The 17009-nt window shown below is 70.5% G+C and carries 13 protein-coding genes; 4 read left to right on the top strand and 9 right to left on the bottom strand.

Features of this window, described 5'->3' with window-relative positions; genetic code table 11:
- Position 1 precedes the first annotated feature (1 nt).
- Positions 2–1939 (bottom strand): ABCB family ABC transporter ATP-binding protein/permease, encoded by a 1938-nt coding sequence (locus GGQ63_RS01200; RefSeq protein ID WP_183851769.1) that lies wholly within the window; start codon positions 1937–1939, stop codon positions 2–4.
- A 120-nt stretch (positions 1940–2059) separates the two neighbouring features.
- On the bottom strand, positions 2060–3691 hold the full coding sequence (locus GGQ63_RS21835) for a LysM peptidoglycan-binding domain-containing protein (protein ID WP_210308341.1): 1632 nt from the start codon (positions 3689–3691) through the stop codon (positions 2060–2062).
- 211 nt (positions 3692–3902) lie between these two features.
- Between GGQ63_RS21835 and GGQ63_RS01190 the strand changes: the two genes are divergently transcribed.
- Complete coding sequence (locus tag GGQ63_RS01190; protein WP_183851768.1) at positions 3903–4505, top strand: LOG family protein; 603 nt, start codon at positions 3903–3905, stop codon at positions 4503–4505.
- Positions 4506–4590: 85 nt separating this feature from the next.
- Here GGQ63_RS01190 and smpB read toward each other — a convergent pair whose 3' ends face one another.
- Together smpB and dapA are read right to left on the bottom strand one after the other, a co-directional pair.
- A complete protein-coding gene (smpB, locus tag GGQ63_RS01185) occupies positions 4591–5070 on the bottom strand; it encodes an SsrA-binding protein SmpB (RefSeq protein ID WP_183851767.1) in 480 nt (159 codons plus the stop codon).
- Between the two features lie 10 nt (positions 5071–5080).
- Positions 5081–5956, bottom strand: coding sequence for a 4-hydroxy-tetrahydrodipicolinate synthase (gene dapA, locus GGQ63_RS01180; RefSeq protein WP_183851766.1), 876 nt, complete (start codon positions 5954–5956; stop codon positions 5081–5083).
- Between the two features lie 272 nt (positions 5957–6228).
- Between dapA and GGQ63_RS01175 the strand changes: the two genes are divergently transcribed.
- Positions 6229–8355 (top strand): lytic transglycosylase domain-containing protein, encoded by a 2127-nt coding sequence (locus GGQ63_RS01175; RefSeq protein ID WP_183851765.1) that lies wholly within the window; start codon positions 6229–6231, stop codon positions 8353–8355.
- Positions 8265–9275 (top strand): alpha/beta fold hydrolase, encoded by a 1011-nt coding sequence (locus GGQ63_RS01170; RefSeq protein ID WP_246429587.1) that lies wholly within the window; start codon positions 8265–8267, stop codon positions 9273–9275. Before GGQ63_RS01175 ends, GGQ63_RS01170 begins: the two co-directional genes overlap by 91 nt.
- On the opposite strand, the gene GGQ63_RS01165 is transcribed toward GGQ63_RS01170, so the two are convergent.
- The 5 genes from GGQ63_RS01165 to GGQ63_RS01150 all read right to left on the bottom strand — a co-directional run bounded on the left by GGQ63_RS01165 (position 9207) and on the right by GGQ63_RS01150 (position 14764).
- On the bottom strand, positions 9207–10712 hold the full coding sequence (locus GGQ63_RS01165) for a hypothetical protein (protein ID WP_183851763.1): 1506 nt from the start codon (positions 10710–10712) through the stop codon (positions 9207–9209). The genes GGQ63_RS01170 and GGQ63_RS01165 overlap by 69 nt on opposite strands.
- Positions 10709–10840 carry a hypothetical protein gene (locus GGQ63_RS22175; RefSeq protein WP_281380082.1) on the bottom strand — a complete coding sequence of 44 codons (132 nt, stop codon included), beginning with the start codon at positions 10838–10840 and terminating at the stop codon, positions 10709–10711. The genes GGQ63_RS01165 and GGQ63_RS22175 overlap by 4 nt, the downstream gene beginning before the upstream one ends.
- A 6-nt stretch (positions 10841–10846) precedes the next feature.
- The gene (locus GGQ63_RS01160) at positions 10847–12979 is read right to left on the bottom strand and encodes an OmpA family protein (protein WP_183851762.1); all 2133 of its coding nucleotides are present in this window, start codon (positions 12977–12979) and stop codon (positions 10847–10849) included.
- A 217-nt stretch (positions 12980–13196) separates the two neighbouring features.
- Positions 13197–14006, bottom strand: coding sequence for a tetratricopeptide repeat protein (locus GGQ63_RS01155; protein WP_183851761.1), 810 nt, complete (start codon positions 14004–14006; stop codon positions 13197–13199).
- 377 nt (positions 14007–14383) lie between these two features.
- Positions 14384–14764 carry a VOC family protein gene (locus tag GGQ63_RS01150; RefSeq protein WP_183851760.1) on the bottom strand — a complete coding sequence of 127 codons (381 nt, stop codon included), beginning with the start codon at positions 14762–14764 and terminating at the stop codon, positions 14384–14386.
- A gap of 188 nt (positions 14765–14952) precedes the next feature.
- On the opposite strand from GGQ63_RS01150, the gene parE reads away from it, so the two are divergent.
- Positions 14953–17007 (top strand): DNA topoisomerase IV subunit B, encoded by a 2055-nt coding sequence (gene parE, locus GGQ63_RS01145; protein WP_183851759.1) that lies wholly within the window; start codon positions 14953–14955, stop codon positions 17005–17007.
- Positions 17008–17009 lie beyond the last annotated feature (2 nt).

Raw genomic sequence — 17009 nt, 5'->3', positions numbered from 1 at the left:
CCTATTCCGCCGCCGGCACGCCGCGCCTGACGATACCGAGCGTGTCCGTCGCCTCGACCTGGCGCAGCCGCTCGGCCGCTTCCGCCGCCTCGCGCTGCCGGCTCCACATCGAGGCGTAGAGCCCGCCCTCGGCGATCAGTTCGTCATGCGTGCCGCGCTCGGCGATCCGCCCGGCCTCGAGCACGATGATCTGGTCGGCATTGACGACGGTCGACAGCCGGTGCGCGATGACGAGCGTGGTGCGGCCCGTCGAGACGCGGTCGAGCGCCTCCTGAATCTCGCGCTCGGTATGGGTGTCGAGCGCCGAGGTCGCCTCGTCGAGAACGAGGATCGGCGGCGCCTTCAGAATGGTGCGGGCGATCGCGACGCGCTGTTTCTCGCCGCCGGAGAGCTTCAGGCCGCGTTCGCCGACCTCCGTCGCATAACCGTCCGGCAGGCTCTCGATGAAGCCGCCGATCTGAGCCATCGCGGCGGCGGCGTGCAGTTCGGCATCGGTCGCCGCCGGTCGGCCGTAGCGGATGTTGTAGGCGATCGTGTCGTTGAAGAGCACCGTGTCCTGCGGGACCATGCCGATCGCCGCTCGCACGCTCGCCTGGTTGACGTCGCGGATGTCCTGCCCGTCGATCAGGATGCGCCCGCCGGTGACATCGTAGAAGCGGAAGAGCAGGCGCGAAATGGTCGACTTGCCGGCGCCGGAGGGGCCGACGATCGCGACGGTCTTGCCCGACGGCACCTCGAAGGAGACGTCCTTCAGGATCGGACGTGCCGGATCATAGTGGAAGGAGACGTTCTCGAATCGCACCGTCGCGGCCGAGACCGCGAGATCCGCCGCATTCGGCCTGTCCTTCACCTCCGGATCGACATCGAGCAGCGCGAACATCGCCTCGACATCGGCGAGCCCCTGCTTCAGCTCGCGATAGATCATGCCGATGAAATTGAGCGGCATGGAGAGCTGGATCAGCAGCGCATTGATCATCACGAAATCGCCGATCGTCTGCGTGCCGCGCATCACGGCGATGCCGGAGAGCACCATGCAGAGGATCATGCCGATCGAGAAGATCACCGTCTGGCCGAGATTGAGCCAGGCGAGCGAGGTCCAGGTCTTGACCGAGGCGGCTTCGTAGCGGGCGAGGCTGCGGTCATAGCGCGCCGCCTCCATCGGCTCGTTGCCGAAATACTTGACCGTCTCGTAATTGAGCAGGCTGTCGACCGCCTTGCCGCTCGCCTCGGTGTCGGCCGCATTCATCTCGCGGCGGATGGCGATCCGCCAGTTCGAGGCGACGACCGTGAACCAGACATAGAGGACGATCGTCACGACGATCACCGCCAGATAGCGCGAATCGAAGTGCCAGGCGATGACGCCCGCCGCGAGCACGAACTCGAGCACGGTCGGCGCGGCATTGAGGATGATGTGGTCGACGATCGCGTCGATGCCCTTCATCCCGTGATCCATGGTGCGCGACAGGCCGCCGGTCCGCCGCTGCAGATGGAAGCGCAGCGACAGCTGGTGCATGTGGACGAAGGCGCGGTGGCCGAGGCGGCGGATGGCGTGCTCGCTCACCCGCGCGAAGAGCGCATCGCGGATCTGGTTGAAGGCCGTCGCCAGGACCCGGCCCATGCCATAGGCGACGACGAGCATGACCGGCACGGTGACCGCGACGGCGAGACCGCGCGCCTCCGCCGATCCAGCCGCCGCCGGGCCGACCAGGGCGTCGGTGGCCCATTTGTAGAAATAGGGCACGTAGACGGTGACGACCTTGGCGAGCGCCAGAACGACGATGGCGAGGAAGACGCGGAGCCGCAGATCGGGCCGGTCGGATGGCCAGATATAGGGCCACAGCCGGCGGACGGTCGCGAGGCCGCCTTCGCCGTCTCGCGCCTGCTGCGCCTGTTGCGCCTTGGCGGCGCCGGTTGCCGTCGGACCGGCCTGGACGCTCATCGCGTCCTCCTTCTTGTCGAGATCGGCGCCGAGGCCGCGAGAGAAAGCACGAAGAGGCCGCGGGGACTCACCGCCCCGCGAAGCCGCGCCCGTGTCTCGCCCGCAGATAAGGACGGCGGATCAGTTCGTCCAGCGCAGATCGCCCGCCGGCACGACGAAGACCTGTCCGGGATAGATCCGGTGCGGGCTTCGGATCTGATCGTCATTGGCCGAATAGATCGTGGTGTAGCGGATGCCGCGGCCATAGAGGCGGCGGGCGATCCGCCAGAGATTGTCGCCCCGGCGGATGATGACGGTCTGCGTCTGCGGCATCGCCACGTCGACGGTTGCGCCCGCCGCGCCGCCGCCTGCGGCGCCGGGCGAGACGACGACCGGCGCCAGCGCCACCGTGTCCGGCTCGCGCAGGAAATCGACCTCCGCCCGCACGATCACCTGGCCGTCGGCGCCGACCTGATCGGCGCGCACCGCGTGCTGGCCGGGATCGAGATCGCGGTTCGCCTCGAGGATCCAGCGGCCGTTCTCGTCCGGCTTCGCCTCGCCCACCGGCTGATCGTCGACATAGACCCGCACCGTCTCGGGACCCGAGGCCGAGCCGGCGACATAGAGGCGGCCGTTCTCGATCTCGACGGCCTCGACCGCGACCTTCGGCTCGCTCGCGATAGCCGCGGGCGCAGGCGTGTCGACCGGGGCGGCCGGGGTCTCGCCGTCCGCAGCGATGGCGGAGGGCGCCTCCGCCGCGGGTGCGGCCTCGGTGTCTGCAGAAGGGGCCGGCGGCTCGCCGGCGGCAGTCTGGGGCAGGAAATCGGCCGGAGCACCCGTGTCTGCAGCGGTGTCTGTTCCGTTCGAGGACGACGGAGCGGCGGGCTCGGCCTCGGCGCCACCGGCGGCGGAAGAGGCGGCGGCATCGGTCGGAGCCTGCGCCGTCTCCGCGCCCCCCGTCTCCGTCACCGGCTCGGGCGCCTGCAGCACGCGGCTCGGCTCTTCCGGCGTGTTCAGGACAACGAGCGGTTGCTCTCCGGCCTTTTCGGGCACATCGACGGCGACCCGCTGCTCCGACAGCGACTCGGTGCGCCCGTCGGGCGAAATGGTGCGGATGCCGAGATCGTGCGTGCCGGGCGCGAGCGGCTTGTCGAGCAGCACGGTCCATTCGCCGCGCTCGTTCGCCTCGGTCCTGGCGATCGGCTGGGCGCCGTCGAGCAGTTCGACGGTCGCCTTCGGCTCGGCGAGGCCCGCAGCGACGGTCTCGCCCGACGGCTCGACGCGGACGACGTCGAAGGTCGGACCGGCAAGCGTCGAGGTCTCGCTCGCGGGCGTCCCGTCGCCGCCCGGCGCGTTCGAGGGCGCCGTGGCCGCCGCCTGGCTCGACGGTTCAGGTGCCGGCGCCGATTCGGCATCGGCCGGCGATGTCTGGGTCGCCGTTTGGAGCGCTTCCGCGGTCGCGTCCGAAGCGGCGCCGGACGAAGCCGTCGCTCCGCCCCCGCTTGCTTCCGTCCCGCCCGGCGCGGCCTCGGCCGCAGCCGGCGCGGCGCCGTCGGGCTGGGCTGCGGCGTCGGACGAGGCGGAGCCCGGTGCCGTCTCCGACAAATCGGCCGCCGGGGTCTCCGCGGCCGGCGCGCTCTCCGCGGTCGTCCCGGCCGGTTCCGCCGCCTTCTTCGGGATCTCGTAGACGAAGCCGAACCAGCCGGCGAGCGCCAGAACGACGATCAGCACGATGGTCGCCAGCGGACCGGAGTTCCTGTTCTGCTCAGCCATTGCGTTCCGATCCGGCGTCCCTGCACAGATTGTCACGGCGGATCGGCTTCGCCGGCGAACCGCCCCCCGAACTCAACGAAATCCGGCGCCCCCAAGGCAGTTATACGCGGATTCCGGCATGCCACAAGCCGCGAGGATGGCGTAATTCTGCGACTTCCCGCACCGCGCCGCGATCCTTGACGGCCTCATGCTGCGGTGCGAGGAAGACGGTATGACAGCGCTCTCCTCCATCTGCGTCTATTGCGGTTCCGCCGCCGGAGCCCACCCCGCCTATGCCGAGGCGGCCGCGGTCCTTGGTCGTGCCATGGCGGATGCGGGCCTTCGCCTCGTCTATGGCGGCGGATCGATCGGGCTGATGGGCCTGGTCGCCCGCCATGTCATGGAGGCCGGCGGCCGGGTCACCGGCATCATCCCGGAATTCCTGAAGCAGCGCGAGATCATGCTCGACGCGGCGCACGAGCTTCTCGTCACCGAGAACATGCATCAGCGCAAACAGGAGATGTTCGAGCGGGCGGATGCCTTCGTCGCCCTTCCCGGCGGCATCGGCACGCTCGAGGAACTGGTCGAGATGATGACCTGGGCGCAGCTCGGCCGGCACGACAAGCCGGTGCTGATCGCCAATATCGAGGGGTTCTGGGATCCGCTCGTCGCGCTGCTGCGCCACATGGACCGGGAAGGCTTCATCCGGCCCGGCTTCGAGGTCGGCTTCGTGGTCGTCGAACGGGCCGAGGACATCGTCCCCACCCTCCTCGACCTCGCCGGCCGCCGCTCCCCCGCGCCGCAGCCTGCCGGCATCCCGATCGAGGGGTTGTAGGGCCGATCGCCGGTCGGCCGCCCGCCGGACACGGAGCGCCCCCCGTTCTACGTCGTCCCGGGCCGCCCGGTGTGTCGGTCGAGCCTCAGCCTTTGTCGCGGAGCAGGCGGGCCTTTTCGCGGCCCCAGTCGCGGTCGCGCTCGGCGGCGCGCTTGTCGTGCAGCTGCTTGCCGCGCGCGAGGCCGATCTCGACCTTCGCCCGGCCGCGATCGTTGAAATAGATCTTCAGCGGCACGATCGTCATGCCCTCGCGCTGCACCGCGCCGGTCAGCCGGTTGATCTCCCGCTTGTGCAACAGGAGCTTTCGCGGCCGCCGCGTCTCGTGATTGAAGCGGTTCGCCTGAAGATATTCCGGGATGTAGGCGTTGTAGAGGAAGAGCTCGCCATTGTGCTCGGCGGCATAGGAATCCTGGATGTTCGAACGGCCGCCGCGCAGCGACTTGATCTCCGTGCCGGTGAGCGCGATGCCCGCCTCGAAGGTCTGGCCGATCTCGAAATTGTAGCGGGCGCGACGGTTGTCGGCGGCGAGGCGGAAGCGCGGGTCGCCGCCTTTGGCGGTGGTCACGGAAGAACCCTCAATTGGTCAGCCCGGCATGCACCATCGCCTTGCGGATGGCGGCCTGGGTGGGCTCGGTAATGCCGACGAGCGGCAGGCGCACGGTTGCCTCCATCTTGCCGAGCACCGACAGCGCATACTTCACGCCGGTCGGGTTCGGCTCGATGAACAGGGCCTGGTGGAGCGGCATCAGGCGGTCCTGATAGCCGAGCGCCTTCGCGTAATCCCCAGCGAGCATCGCCTCCTGGAATTCCGAGCAGAGCTTCGGCGCGACATTCGCGGTGACGGAGATGCAGCCGCGGCCGCCATGGGCGTTGAAGGCGAGCGCGGTCGCGTCCTCGCCGGAGAGCTGGACGAAATCCGGACCCATCGCCAGCCGCTGCTGGCTCACCCGCTCGATCTTGCCGGTCGCGTCCTTGACGCCGACGATGTTCTTCAGTTCGAACAGCCGCGCCATCGTCTCGACCGACATGTCGATCACCGAACGCGGCGGAATGTTGTAGATCACGATCGGAATGCCGATCGCATCGTTGATCGCCTTGAAGTGCTGGTAGAGCCCTTCCTGGTTCGGCTTGTTGTAATAGGGCGTGACGACGAGCACGGCGTCGGCGCCGGCCTCCTCGGCATGGCGGGCGAGATCGATCGCCTCCGTGGTGTTGTTGGACCCCGCCCCGGCGATCACCGGCACCCGGCCGTTCGCGACCTCGATGCAGATTTCGACGACGCGCTTGTGCTCCTCGTGCGAGAGCGTCGGGCTCTCGCCCGTGGTGCCGACCGGCACCAGGCCGTGGCTGCCCTCGGTGATCTGCCAGTCGACGAATTCGCGAAAGGCCGCCTCGTCGACGGTTCCCTCGCGCATCGGCGTGACGAGCGCCGTGATCGAACCCTCTAGCATGGTTTCCGCCCTTGCCGTCTTGTGGCCGAACTGCGGGCGCATTGTTCGCGCATGCCGCCTCGGCTCATGGGGCGGGGACCATAAAGCGTGCTCGGAAACAGGGCAAGGATGCGGCGCATTCGGTCGTCACGTCAAAACTTCGTTCACCACGTTGCCTTAGCCTTACGGCCGGCGGGCAGACGGGCCATGATCCTGATTCGGCCGGGAAGGGGCATCTCGATCGGTCGCGGCGGAAGAGTGAGGTGCGCATGACGGTAGAACGGATGAGGAGCATGCGGCGGCGCGCGGTCGCCGGGCGGTCGCTCGCGAGCGTGCTCGCCCTCCTGGTCGCCGGCGAGGCGGCGTTCGCCTCCGCGCCGATGCCCCGGCCCAATCCGGTCCGCGTCGCCGATGCCGGCGACATCACCGGTGCCGTCATCCCGGTCGCGAAGCCCGCCCTCGTCCGCCCGGTCCAGGCCTCGGCCGCCGGCGCCGCCGCGTCGGGGCTTCTCGAGAGCCTGTCGCCGAGCAATGTCGGCCTCAAGGCCGCGCTCGCCCTGATCGACGACGGCAATGTCGGCAAGGCGCTCGCCGTCGCCCGGCTGATGCCGGACCCGGTCGCCCGCAACATCGTCGAGTGGCTCGTCGCGCAGAGCGGCAGCCCGGACGTTCCGGTCGAGCAGATCACCGCGGTGTCGCTCGAACTCGCCCATTGGCCGGGCCAGGCGATGCTGCGGCGGCGCGCCGAACAGGCGCTCGCGCGCAGCAACGAGCAGCCGGCCCGCATCATCGACGCGTTCCGCGGCAGCCCGCCCTCCTCCGACGAGGGCGTCGCGCTGCTCGTGCGGGCCTATCTCGCCGCCGGCCGGGCGAAGGACGCCGCCGCGGTGATCCGGCCGAAATGGCGCAGCGAGGAGCTCTCGCCCGCGCTCCAGCTCACCGTCACCAAGGAATTCGCGAACCTCCTCACCCCGGCCGACCACAAGGCCCGGATGGCGATGTTCTTCTATCGCGGCAATGCCGAGGCGGCGCTGCAGGTGGCGCAGTTTCTCGACAAGGACACCCGCGCCCTCGCCCAGGCCTGGGCCGCGGTGATCCGCCGGCAGAAGAACGCCGACGCGCTGCTCGCCGCCCTGCCGGCGAAGATGAAGCGCGATCCCGGCTATCTCTTCGCGCAGGTGCAGCAGCTCCGCCGCGCCGAGAAATACCGCGACGCGACGAAGATGATGCTCGAGGCACCGCGCGACGCGGCATCGCTCGTCGACCCGGACGCCTGGTGGGTCGAACGCCGCGTGCTGTCGCGCGAACTGCTCGATCTCGGTGACCCGCGCACCGCCTACCGGCTCGCCGCCGCGCATTCCGCCGAGTCGTCGGCCGAGCGCGCCGAGGCCGAGTTCCACGCCGGCTGGTATGCGCTCCGCTTCATCGGCGACGCGAAGACGGCGCGGCGGCACTTCGAGGAGATCCAGCGCATCTCCTCGATGCCGATCAGCCAGGCGCGCGCCGAATACTGGCTCGCCCGAACCGCGGAAGCGGCGGGCGACAAGGGCGAGGCGGAGCGCCAGTATCGCCGCGCCGCCGCCTACCCGACCACCTATTACGGCCAGCTCGCCACCGCCCGGCTCGGCATTCGCGAACTCTCGATTCCGCGTGCGCCGCGCATCGACAAGGCCGCACTCGCGCGCTTCGAGGCGCGCGACCTGGTGCGCGCCCACCGGCTCCTCGAGGCCGCGGGCGCCGACCGGCTCGCCCGCCAGTTCCTCAACCATCTCGCCGACACGCTCTCCGAGCCCGTCGAGATCGCCATCCTCGCCGACATGGCGGAGAAGGAGGGCGATCACCAGACCGCGCTGGCGATCGGCAAGAAGGCGCAGGGGCGCGGCCTCCCCGTCGACGCCCTCGCCTATCCGGTCGCCGCCATCCCCAAATCGGCGAAGACCGCCGGGGTCGAACGCTCGGTCGTCTATGCGATCGCCCGCCAGGAGAGCGGCTTCAACCCAGGCGCGGTCAGCCGGGCCGGCGCGCGCGGCCTCCTTCAGCTGATGCCGGCGACGGCGCGGATCACGGCGAAGGCGGCCGGCCTGCCCTATTCGGAGAAGCGGCTGACGAGCGACCCGGCCTATAACGCGACGCTCGGGGCGGCCCATCTCGGCGATCTCTTCGACGGCTTCAACGGCTCCTACATCATGACCTTCGCGGCCTATAATGCGGGCCGCAGCCGGGTGCTGAAATGGGTCGCGGACTATGGCGATCCGCGCGACCCGGGCGTCGACGTAGTCGATTGGATCGAACGCATCCCCTATACCGAGACGCGCAACTACGTGATGCGCTGCATGGAGAACCTGCAGGTCTACCGCGCCCGGCTCGGCGAGCCGGCGCTGAAGATCGAGCGCGACCTGCGCCGCGGGGGTCCAGCCTGAGCCCGCCCGCGCCCCCTGAGGCCCGCCGCGACGAGGCGGCCGGATACGAGGCCTTCGGCTGGCGCTCGGCGGACGGGCTGACGCTCGCGGGGCGTGATTACGGCCCGCGCGAGGGCGGCGGCGTCCCGGTCCTCTGCCTGCCCGGCCTGACCCGCACGGTGCGCGATTTCGAGGTCCTCGCGACCGCGCTCGCGACCGATCCGATGCGGCCGCGGCGGGTGCTCGCCCTCGATTCACGCGGCCGTGGCGCTTCCGAACGCGACCCCGATCCGAGCCGCTATCAGCCCGGCGTCGAACTCGCCGACGCGCTCGCCGGCCTCGCCGCCCGCGGCCTCACGCGCGTCGCGGTGGTCGGCACGTCGCGCGGCGGCATCCTCGCCATGCTGATGGCGGCGGTCCGCCCCGACATCATTGCCGGCGCGGTGCTCGTCGACATCGGCAGCCGGATCGAGACCGCGGGGTTGATGCGGATCAAGTCCTATGTCGGGCGCGGCGCCGCGCCGTCCGATTGGGCGGAGGCCGCGCGGGCGCTCGCGGCGCTGCACGGCGCGCAGTTTCCGGCCTATGGCGCGGAGGACTGGGCCGCCCTCGCCCGCCTGACCTTCCGCGACGTCGACGGCCGGCCGGAGCCGGATTACGATCCCGCGCTCGCCAGCACCCTCGACGGCGTGGCCGAAGACACCGCGCCGCTCGACCTGTCGGCAGCCTTCGCGGCGCTCGCGGCCGTCCCCACCCTCGTCATCCGCGGCGGCACGAGCGATCTCCTGACCGCCGAGACGGTCGAGGCAATGGCCACGGCGCATCCGGGCCTCGAGGTTGCGGTGGCGCCCGGTGAAGGCCACCCGCCGATGCTACGGGGCGCTCTCGTCACGACGATCGCGGGTTTTCTCCTCCGGCTGGACGAGCGCACCGTCGCCTGACGACAGCGGCGCGCTCTCCCCTTCTGGTTTTTCCGCGGCATCGCCGGCCGTTCCGGCCACGCGGCCGTCCGTCGCCTGCGCCTCTTCGGCCGGGATGTCGCCGGCCGAGGCCGCGCGCACGGGCGCTTCCTCCGCTTCGTCCGGCCGCTCGGAAGCGGGAGGAACCGCGAGGGCCACACTCCGCTGCGCCGGCGGATCGTTCCTTGTCGCCCCCTCGGGCGGCGCGGTCTCGAAAAGCGCCGCAGCCGCCTCGCCCGATGCATCGCCGGCGCCGCCGGATTCGGATGGCGCGTCGTCACCGACGCCCAGGTCGGTATCGCCCGCCGCCGCCTCGGGCTCGGCCGCTCCGCTCTCTGCGGGCGGCAGCGCCTCACTCTCTGCAGGCGGCAGCGTCCCGATCGCCGGCGGCTCCGCATGCGCGGTGGCGGCCTCGATCGGAGCCGCGGCCGGCGGGACCGCCGCCTCATCGGGCTCGGCGGCGGCCGGGATCGCGGCGGGCACGCGCGGTTCGAGTCCGGCATCGTCCGTGTCGGCCGGCGCGGCGGCTTCGGCCGGCTCCGCCGCCGGCGGCGGCGGCGCGACGGACGCCCCTCGTTCGGGCGGCGGACCGACGGCTGCCGACCCGTCCGTCGTCTGCAGCGGCACCATCGCCGCCGGCGTTGCATCGATGGCTCGGGCCTCCGCGGGGCCGTCGTCGGGCGCGACAGCCGGGGCATCCTCGGTGTTGAGCGGCTCTACGATCTCCCTCGCATCGCCGCCCGCCGGCCGTGGTTTCGGGCGCCGCTTCGGGGGCGATGCACCGGTCGCGAGCGCGGTCGCCGAGGCGACCCAGGCGAGTTCGTCGACCGGCTCGGTGCGGCCGAGATAGGCGGCGACCCAGGTCAGCTCGACGGGCGTCCAGGCGGCGATCTGGCCATAATGATAGATGCCGATCTCGCCGAGCCAGCGGGCCTCCCTGCGGCTCACCCCGTCGATGGCGATCAAGGCATCCGCCTTGCCACCGCGGGGCGCTGCGAGCGCCATCGGCCGATGGCCGCCCGAGGCTTCGGCGCGGGCGAGCGACTCGGCACGTCGCCGTTCCGTCGCGGCCGAAGGCCGCCGCGGCGGCCCGACGCCGGGCTCGCCCTCCTCCTCTTCGTCGGACGGCGGCCCCGGCGGCAGGTCGTGCGGCACCAGCCCGCCGATCTGGTTGACCGCTGTGCCATAGGCGGGCGCCGGGATCGCCACGGAGACCGGCACCTCCGGCGCCTGCCCGCGCCAGGGGAAGAGCCGCCACAGAATGCCGCGGCCGATCCGCAGCAAGCCCAGCACGCAGCGCCGCTGCAGCCGGCCGGCGCGGGTCTGGGCGATGGTCCGCTCGATCAGACTGCCGATCAGACAGCCGGTCAGGAAGACGAGCGCGAAGCCGAGCCAGAGTTCGGCGGCGTGGCGAATCATGACCCGCCCTCCCCGCTCTTCGGCGGTTCGCCGATCTCGCGCCGGCCCTCGGTCCACCAGCCGATGACGACGCCCAGGCCGAGGGCGACCGCCATATAGGGCCAGTAGAAGGCGAGGACATAAGTCATGGCGCGCTACTGCCCCACCACGTTGAATTCGATGCGGCGGTTCTGGATTCGGCCGGCGGCGTTTGAATTGGAGGCGATCGGCCGGCTCTCCCCGTAACCGACCGCCGCGAGACGCTCCGGCCGCACGCCCGCGGCCACGAGGTAATCGACCACCGCCTGGGCCCGCCGCTCGCTGAGCGCCTGGTTCCGGCTGCGGCCGCCGCCGGAATCGGTGTGCCCGCCGACCTCGATCGTCGCGCCCGGACACCGGCGCGCAACCGCCGCGATGCGGTCGAGCAGGCCGAAGGCGTCCAGCTGCAGCCGGTCGTCATTGTCCCCGAAATCGATCCGGCCCTTGGCCGCCTCGCCCCGCAGCGCCGTCTGGCACTCCTCCGCGCTCATCATCGGGCCGTCCTCGACCTCGGTCAGCGAAAGGGTCGGTTCGAAGCCCTCGGGCAGCGCTTCCGCGAGCGCGCTCTCGATCGAAGCCCGGCCGGAGGCACCATGGACGGCGCCGGTCAGCGTCAGCTTGCGGTCGGTCAGATCGAACGTGCCGCCCTCGAGCCGGGACAGCGCCTGAAGCCCGGCGGTCACCGCGGTGACGAAACCGTCCGGCGCGCCACCGGCGAGCAGCAGCCGCATCTCGATCGTCACATTGCCGAATTTCGGCCGTGCCGCGGCAACGATCGCCTGCGCCGTCTCGTCGGTCGGCACATAGCCGCCGAGCAGCAGCGTGTCGCCGCTCTGCGCGGCGGAGAACACGAAGGGTGCTATCGCCGCCGGCGCGATCGACTGCCGCCGCAGCGTCATGCTCGCCGGCAGCGTCGTCTTCAGCCGCTCGACGAGCGCGGTATAGGCCGCCGCGCTCGCCGCCTCGCCGGTGATCTCATAGCTCGGACCCGACAGCGAGACCGACCCCTTGGCGAGGCGGGAGAGCTGCTCGATGGCGAATTTCAGCGCGCCGATCCAGTCCATGCGCGGATCGCCCTCCGCGACGCGCATCCGGTTCTCGATCCGCACGCCCGGCAACCGCGCCGCGAGCGCGCGGGTGATCTCGTCGCGCGCCGCCTCGCTCGGCACATAGCCGGTCACCGTCGCGCTGTCGCCGTTCCGCTCGGCCCTCCAGACATAGGGGTCGACGGAGGCCGGCAGGATGTCGGCGCTGTCGATCAGCACGCCGGACAGCCGGCGGTCGCGCCGCGCCTCGATCTCGGCGATCGCCGCCTCATAGGCGTCGACCGAGCGGGCGGTGCCCTTCACGGCGAGCGTACCATTGTCGATCACCACCGAGCCGGAGGTGAGATAAGCGAGCTGGTAGAGCGCGAATGCGGCGGCGGAAGTGAAGCCGACCGGTGCGCCCGAGGCGAGCCGGGTCGTGTCGGCGAGCGTCGCGCCGGGCAGCGCCTGCCGGGCCGCAGCGGCGATCTCCGCGCGTGCCGGTTCCGACGGGGCGAAACCGTCGATCGTCACCGCCTTTCCGTCGTAGCGCGCCTCCCAACGGAAGCTGTCGGCGTGGGGCGGCAGGATGCGCAGGCCCGTCAACGTCGCCTCGGAGGGCAGCGGTCCGGCGAGCGCGGTCTGAATCTCCGCATAGGCGGCCTCGTCCGCTGCCGTGCCGTCGACCGAAAGCCGCGTGTCGGTGAGCGTCACCGTCCCCTCGGACAGCTCGGCGAGACGGCGGAACGTGTAGTCGACGAGCACGAGAAAGCCCGATGGCTGGCCGCGGGCGAGCTTCATCTCGTCGATCAGCGCGACATCGGGCAGGCGCAGCGCGGCCGCGGCGAGGATCGACCGGCGCGCCTCCTCGGAAGGCGCGAAGCCGCCGATGCGCAGCTCGGTCTGGCCGCGCGTCGCCCGCCAGCTATAGGGGCGTTCGAGTGGGATCAGGCCGGTGCCGTCGATCGCCTCGGCGACGCCCCAGACACGCTGCGCCGATTCCTGCGCCAGCCGCTGCGCCAGCACGGTCGGCGCCGTGCCCATCACCGTGACGACGCGGCCGCTCACCTCGGCCGTCGCCCAGCCCTGGCCGTCGACGACCAGCGCCCCGTCGACCCGGCGCGCCAGATCGCTCTCGATGCCGCGCAGCGTCGCCAACAGCGCGACGAGCGTCAGGAGCGTGACGATCACCGTTCCGGACCGGAGCCACTGTCGCCAGGGCATCACTGCGCGCGGCCTCCCCCGAGGCGGCAACGGCCGTGCACCCCGTCGGCCGTCCCGAACCGTCTCTTCACATCGCGTCTCCGCCGGGCGCCGACCGCCGGTCGTTCAGATTCTCTTCATCTTTTCGGAGTCGGCGGCGCGCCGCAAGCGATGCGGGTCGGGAAAACGAAGACTGCCAACAGGATAGGGACGCGCCCGGGCCGCCGGGGGGTGCGGCTTATTGCGTCGGCGCGTTCTTGGTTTCCCATTTTTCGGCGAGCGCCAGGGCGGTACGGCGCTCGGTCTCGTCGGCGACCGAGAAGGCCTGCTCGTGCATGCGCAGGATCCAGTCCTGGCCGGGCGCGCGATCGCGGGCGAGCGACAGGAACATCAGCCCGAGCACCGGCTGGCGCTCGATCCCCTCCCCCTCGAAGAGCATGTGGCCGAGCAGCGCCTGCGCCCCGACATTGCCCTTGTCGGCGGCGAGCTTCGCCCAGCGCGCCGCCTGCAGCGGGTCGCGGTCGACACCCTCGCCGTCATAATACATGCGGGCGAGCGCGAGCTGCGCGTCGGGGTCGCCGAAATAGGAGGCGGCATAGGCATACATGCTGCGGGCACGGCCGAGATCGGGCGCCATGTCGGAGCCGGGAATGCCGTTGCGGTAATAGCCGCCGAGCTCGACGAAGGCATTCGAGACGAAACGGGCCGAGGGCGCGTTGGGATTGTCCTCGGCATGCACATTGACGATCTCGCTGAACAGCTTGAAGGCCTTGGCGTCGTCCTTCTTCAGACCGTCACCCTCGGCATACATCCGGCCGAGTTTCCACTGCGCAATGGCATGGCCCTTGTCGGCGGCATAGGTGAGCGCTTCGACCGCGGTCGACTTGTCGCCCTGCTTGTAGGCGTTGAAGCCGAAGCGGAACGCCTCGCCGGGCGAGAAATTCTCGTCCATGTGCTTGGCGTCGAAGGCGAAGGCCGCCACCGAGCACAGCCCGGCCGCCAGCAGCCCCATCATCGCCTTGACACCGAACGCAACACCGATCCGCATGGTACGCCGTTTCTGAGTAGCGCGGTCGCCGCCGACGGCCCCCGCCGTCGTCTCTCCCACGCGTGACTTCCGCCTAGGCCCACCGCCGCCGTGCATCCACGGTCCGGCGGGAGATAGGATTGGTTTCCGGCGAATCCGAGGCGCCCGTCCGGCTACGGCAAAGGCTTCGGCGGCGCGGCCAGAGGCCGTCCGTCCGGTGCACATTCGCCGGCTTGTCGCTGCGCTTCCATCCGCCCCCAACGCCGGCGACGCTCGTTTCTATTTATGGCTGAAAGGCGGCGAATGGGGCCGATGCGCGAGTCATGGAACAGGACTCATCGGACCTGTTGCGGGGTCGACACAGACTCCGCGAGTCACCGCCGCGGTTCCCTCTCGGATCATCTTCGGTAGGAGCCGACCTCGACGAGATTGCCGTCCGGATCGCGGAAATAGAGCGAGGTCATCGGACCTTGCGCCCCTTCCCGCTCGACGGGACCGAGCTCGATCGGGACGCCCTCGGCCAGCAGGCGGTCGCGCACGGTCTCGATGGGCACCGCCGCGATCAGGCAGAAATCGCCGCTGCCGGGCGTCGGCGCCGCGGCTTTCGGCTCGAAGGTGCGACCCACCTCGTGCAGGTTGATCTTCTGATGCCCGAAGGCGAGCGCGCTGGGCCGGCCGGGCGCATCGACCCGCCGGAAGCCGAGCACCCGGCCGTCGAAGGCGCAGCTCGCTTCGACGGAGCGCACGGTGAGCACGAAATGGTCGATATGGCCGATCATCGGGGGACTCTCCTTTCCTGCCAGCTCCGGCAGGCCGCCGAAAGCGGTGGACGGCCGCGGATTTCCGCTTGCGGCGGCCGTGAACAAAGGCGATACGAAGCACGGGCAGCCGCTCTCAGGAAAGCCAGGGCCGCGCGCCGGTCCGGGTCGGATCTCCGCCGCCGGCGCCGCCACAGCGTCAGGACGACATGGCCGAAACCGACGACCTCTTCGGCGCCGCGACCGGCGCCGCCGCCGATATCCGATCGATCGCCGACAAGGCCGCCGCGCGGCGCGAGGAGGCGCGCCAGCGCGCCAAGACGCCGGCTCCGGTCGCCGAGAGCTATTCCGCCGCCGACATCGAGGTGCTCGAAGGGCTCGAGCCCGTCCGCCGCCGGCCTGGCATGTATATCGGCGGCACGGACGAGAAGGCGCTGCATCATCTCTTCGCCGAGGTGATCGACAATTCGATGGATGAAGCGGTCGCCGGCCATGCCACGTTTATCGGTGTCGAACTCGAGGCCGACGGTTTCCTCACCGTCACCGACAACGGCCGTGGCATCCCGGTCGATCCGCACCCGAAGTTCCAGGACAAGTCGGCGCTCGAAGTGATCATGACGACGCTGCATTCCGGCGGCAAGTTCGACTCGAAGGTCTACGAGACCTCGGGCGGCCTGCACGGCGTCGGCGTCTCCGTCGTCAACGCGCTCTCCGAAACGCTCGAAGTCGAGGTGGCGCGTGGCAAGAAGCTGTGGCGGCAGCGCTTTTCGCGCGGCGCTCCGGTGACCGGCCTGGAGGCGCTCGGCGAGGTGCACAACCGCCGCGGCACGCGGACCCGTTTCCGGCCCGACGAGCAGATCTTTGGCAAGGGCGCCCGCTTCAAGCCGGAGCGCCTCTTCAAGATGGCGCGCTCCAAGGCCTATCTGTTCGGCGGCGTCGAGATCCGCTGGACCTGTGCCGCCGAGCTCGTCGCCGGCACGGATACGCCGACCACCGCGGTCTTCCATTTTCCCGGCGGCCTCAAGGACTCGCTCGCCGTCGAGCTGACCGGCGAGCGCCAGGTGACGAACGCCATGTTCGCCGGCCGCACCGAGAAGGCGAGCGGCCATGGCGCGGTCGAGTGGGCGGTCGCCTGGTATCCCGGCGACGGCTTCGTCCGCTCCTATTGCAACACCATTCCGACGCCGGAGGGCGGCACGCACGAACAGGGCCTGCGCATGGCGCTCCTGCGCGGCCTCAAGACCTATGCCGAACTGTCCGGCAACAAGCGCGCCTCGATCATCACCTCCGACGACGTGATGACCTCCTGCGCCGCCCTCCTCTCCGTCTTCGTGCGCGAGCCGGAATTCGTCGGCCAGACCAAGGACAAGCTCTCGACCGCCGAGGCGGCGCGTCTGGTCGAGAAGGCGGTCGGCGACCCGTTCGACCATTGGCTCGCCGCATCGCCCGCCGAGGCGACACGCCTGCTCGACTGGGTACTCGAGCGGGCCGACGAGCGGCTGCGCCGCCGCCAGGAGAAGGACGTCGCCCGCAAGACCGCGGTGCGCAAGCTCCGGCTGCCGGGCAAGCTCGCCGATTGCAGCCAGACGGCTGCTCAGGGGAGCGAGATCTTCATCGTCGAGGGCGATTCCGCGGGCGGCTCCGCCAAGCAGGCGCGCAGCCGCGCCAATCAGGCGGTGCTGCCGCTGCGCGGCAAGATCCTCAACGTGGCGAGCGCCGGCCGCGACAAGCTCGCCGCCAACCAGCAGCTCGCCGATCTCATCCAGGCGCTCGGGGTCGGCACCGGAAAGAGTTATCGCGAGGAGGATCTGCGCTACGACAAGGTGATCGTGATGACCGACGCCGATGTCGACGGCGCGCATATCGCCTCGCTGCTGATCACCTTCTTCTACCGGGAGATGCCGGAGCTGATCCGTGGCGGCCATCTCTATCTCGCCGTGCCCCCGCTCTACCGGCTGACGCAGGGCGGCAAGACGCTCTACGCGCGGGACGATGCGCATCGCGAGGAACTGCTCGCGACCGTCTTCAAGGGGCGCGGCAAGGTGGAGGTCGGCCGCTTCAAGGGCCTCGGCGAGATGATGCCGGCGCAGTTGAAGGAGACAACGATGGATCCGGCCCATCGCACCCTGCTGCGGGTCGGCATCGTCGAGGATGAAGTTACGCTGACGCGCGAGACGGTCGAGCAGCTGATGGGCAACAAGCCGGAGGAGCGCTTCCGCTTCATCCAGGAAAACGCCGCCTTCGCGACCGAGCTCGACATCTGAGC

It is taken from the genome of Prosthecomicrobium pneumaticum, from assembly GCF_014199915.1.
GTDB classification, from domain to species: Bacteria; Pseudomonadota; Alphaproteobacteria; order Rhizobiales; family Kaistiaceae; genus Prosthecomicrobium; species Prosthecomicrobium pneumaticum.
This window is presented reverse-complemented; position numbering and strand designations above follow the sequence as displayed.

Coding starts and splice junctions, on each gene's coding strand:
- GGQ63_RS01200 (WP_183851769.1), bottom strand. CDS start 1,939: ATGAGCGTCCAGGCCGGTCCGACGGCAACCGGCGCCGCCAAGGCGCAA.
- GGQ63_RS21835 (WP_210308341.1), bottom strand. CDS start 3,691: ATGGCTGAGCAGAACAGGAACTCCGGTCCGCTGGCGACCATCGTGCTG.
- GGQ63_RS01190 (WP_183851768.1), top strand. CDS start 3,903: ATGACAGCGCTCTCCTCCATCTGCGTCTATTGCGGTTCCGCCGCCGGA.
- dapA (WP_183851766.1), bottom strand. CDS start 5,956: ATGCTAGAGGGTTCGATCACGGCGCTCGTCACGCCGATGCGCGAGGGA.
- GGQ63_RS01175 (WP_183851765.1), top strand. CDS start 6,229: ATGCGGCGGCGCGCGGTCGCCGGGCGGTCGCTCGCGAGCGTGCTCGCC.
- GGQ63_RS01165 (WP_183851763.1), bottom strand. CDS start 10,712: ATGATTCGCCACGCCGCCGAACTCTGGCTCGGCTTCGCGCTCGTCTTC.
- GGQ63_RS22175 (WP_281380082.1), bottom strand. CDS start 10,840: ATGACTTATGTCCTCGCCTTCTACTGGCCCTATATGGCGGTCGCCCTC.
- GGQ63_RS01160 (WP_183851762.1), bottom strand. CDS start 12,979: ATGCCCTGGCGACAGTGGCTCCGGTCCGGAACGGTGATCGTCACGCTC.
- GGQ63_RS01155 (WP_183851761.1), bottom strand. CDS start 14,006: ATGCGGATCGGTGTTGCGTTCGGTGTCAAGGCGATGATGGGGCTGCTG.
- GGQ63_RS01150 (WP_183851760.1), bottom strand. CDS start 14,764: ATGATCGGCCATATCGACCATTTCGTGCTCACCGTGCGCTCCGTCGAA.
- parE (WP_183851759.1), top strand. CDS start 14,953: ATGGCCGAAACCGACGACCTCTTCGGCGCCGCGACCGGCGCCGCCGCC.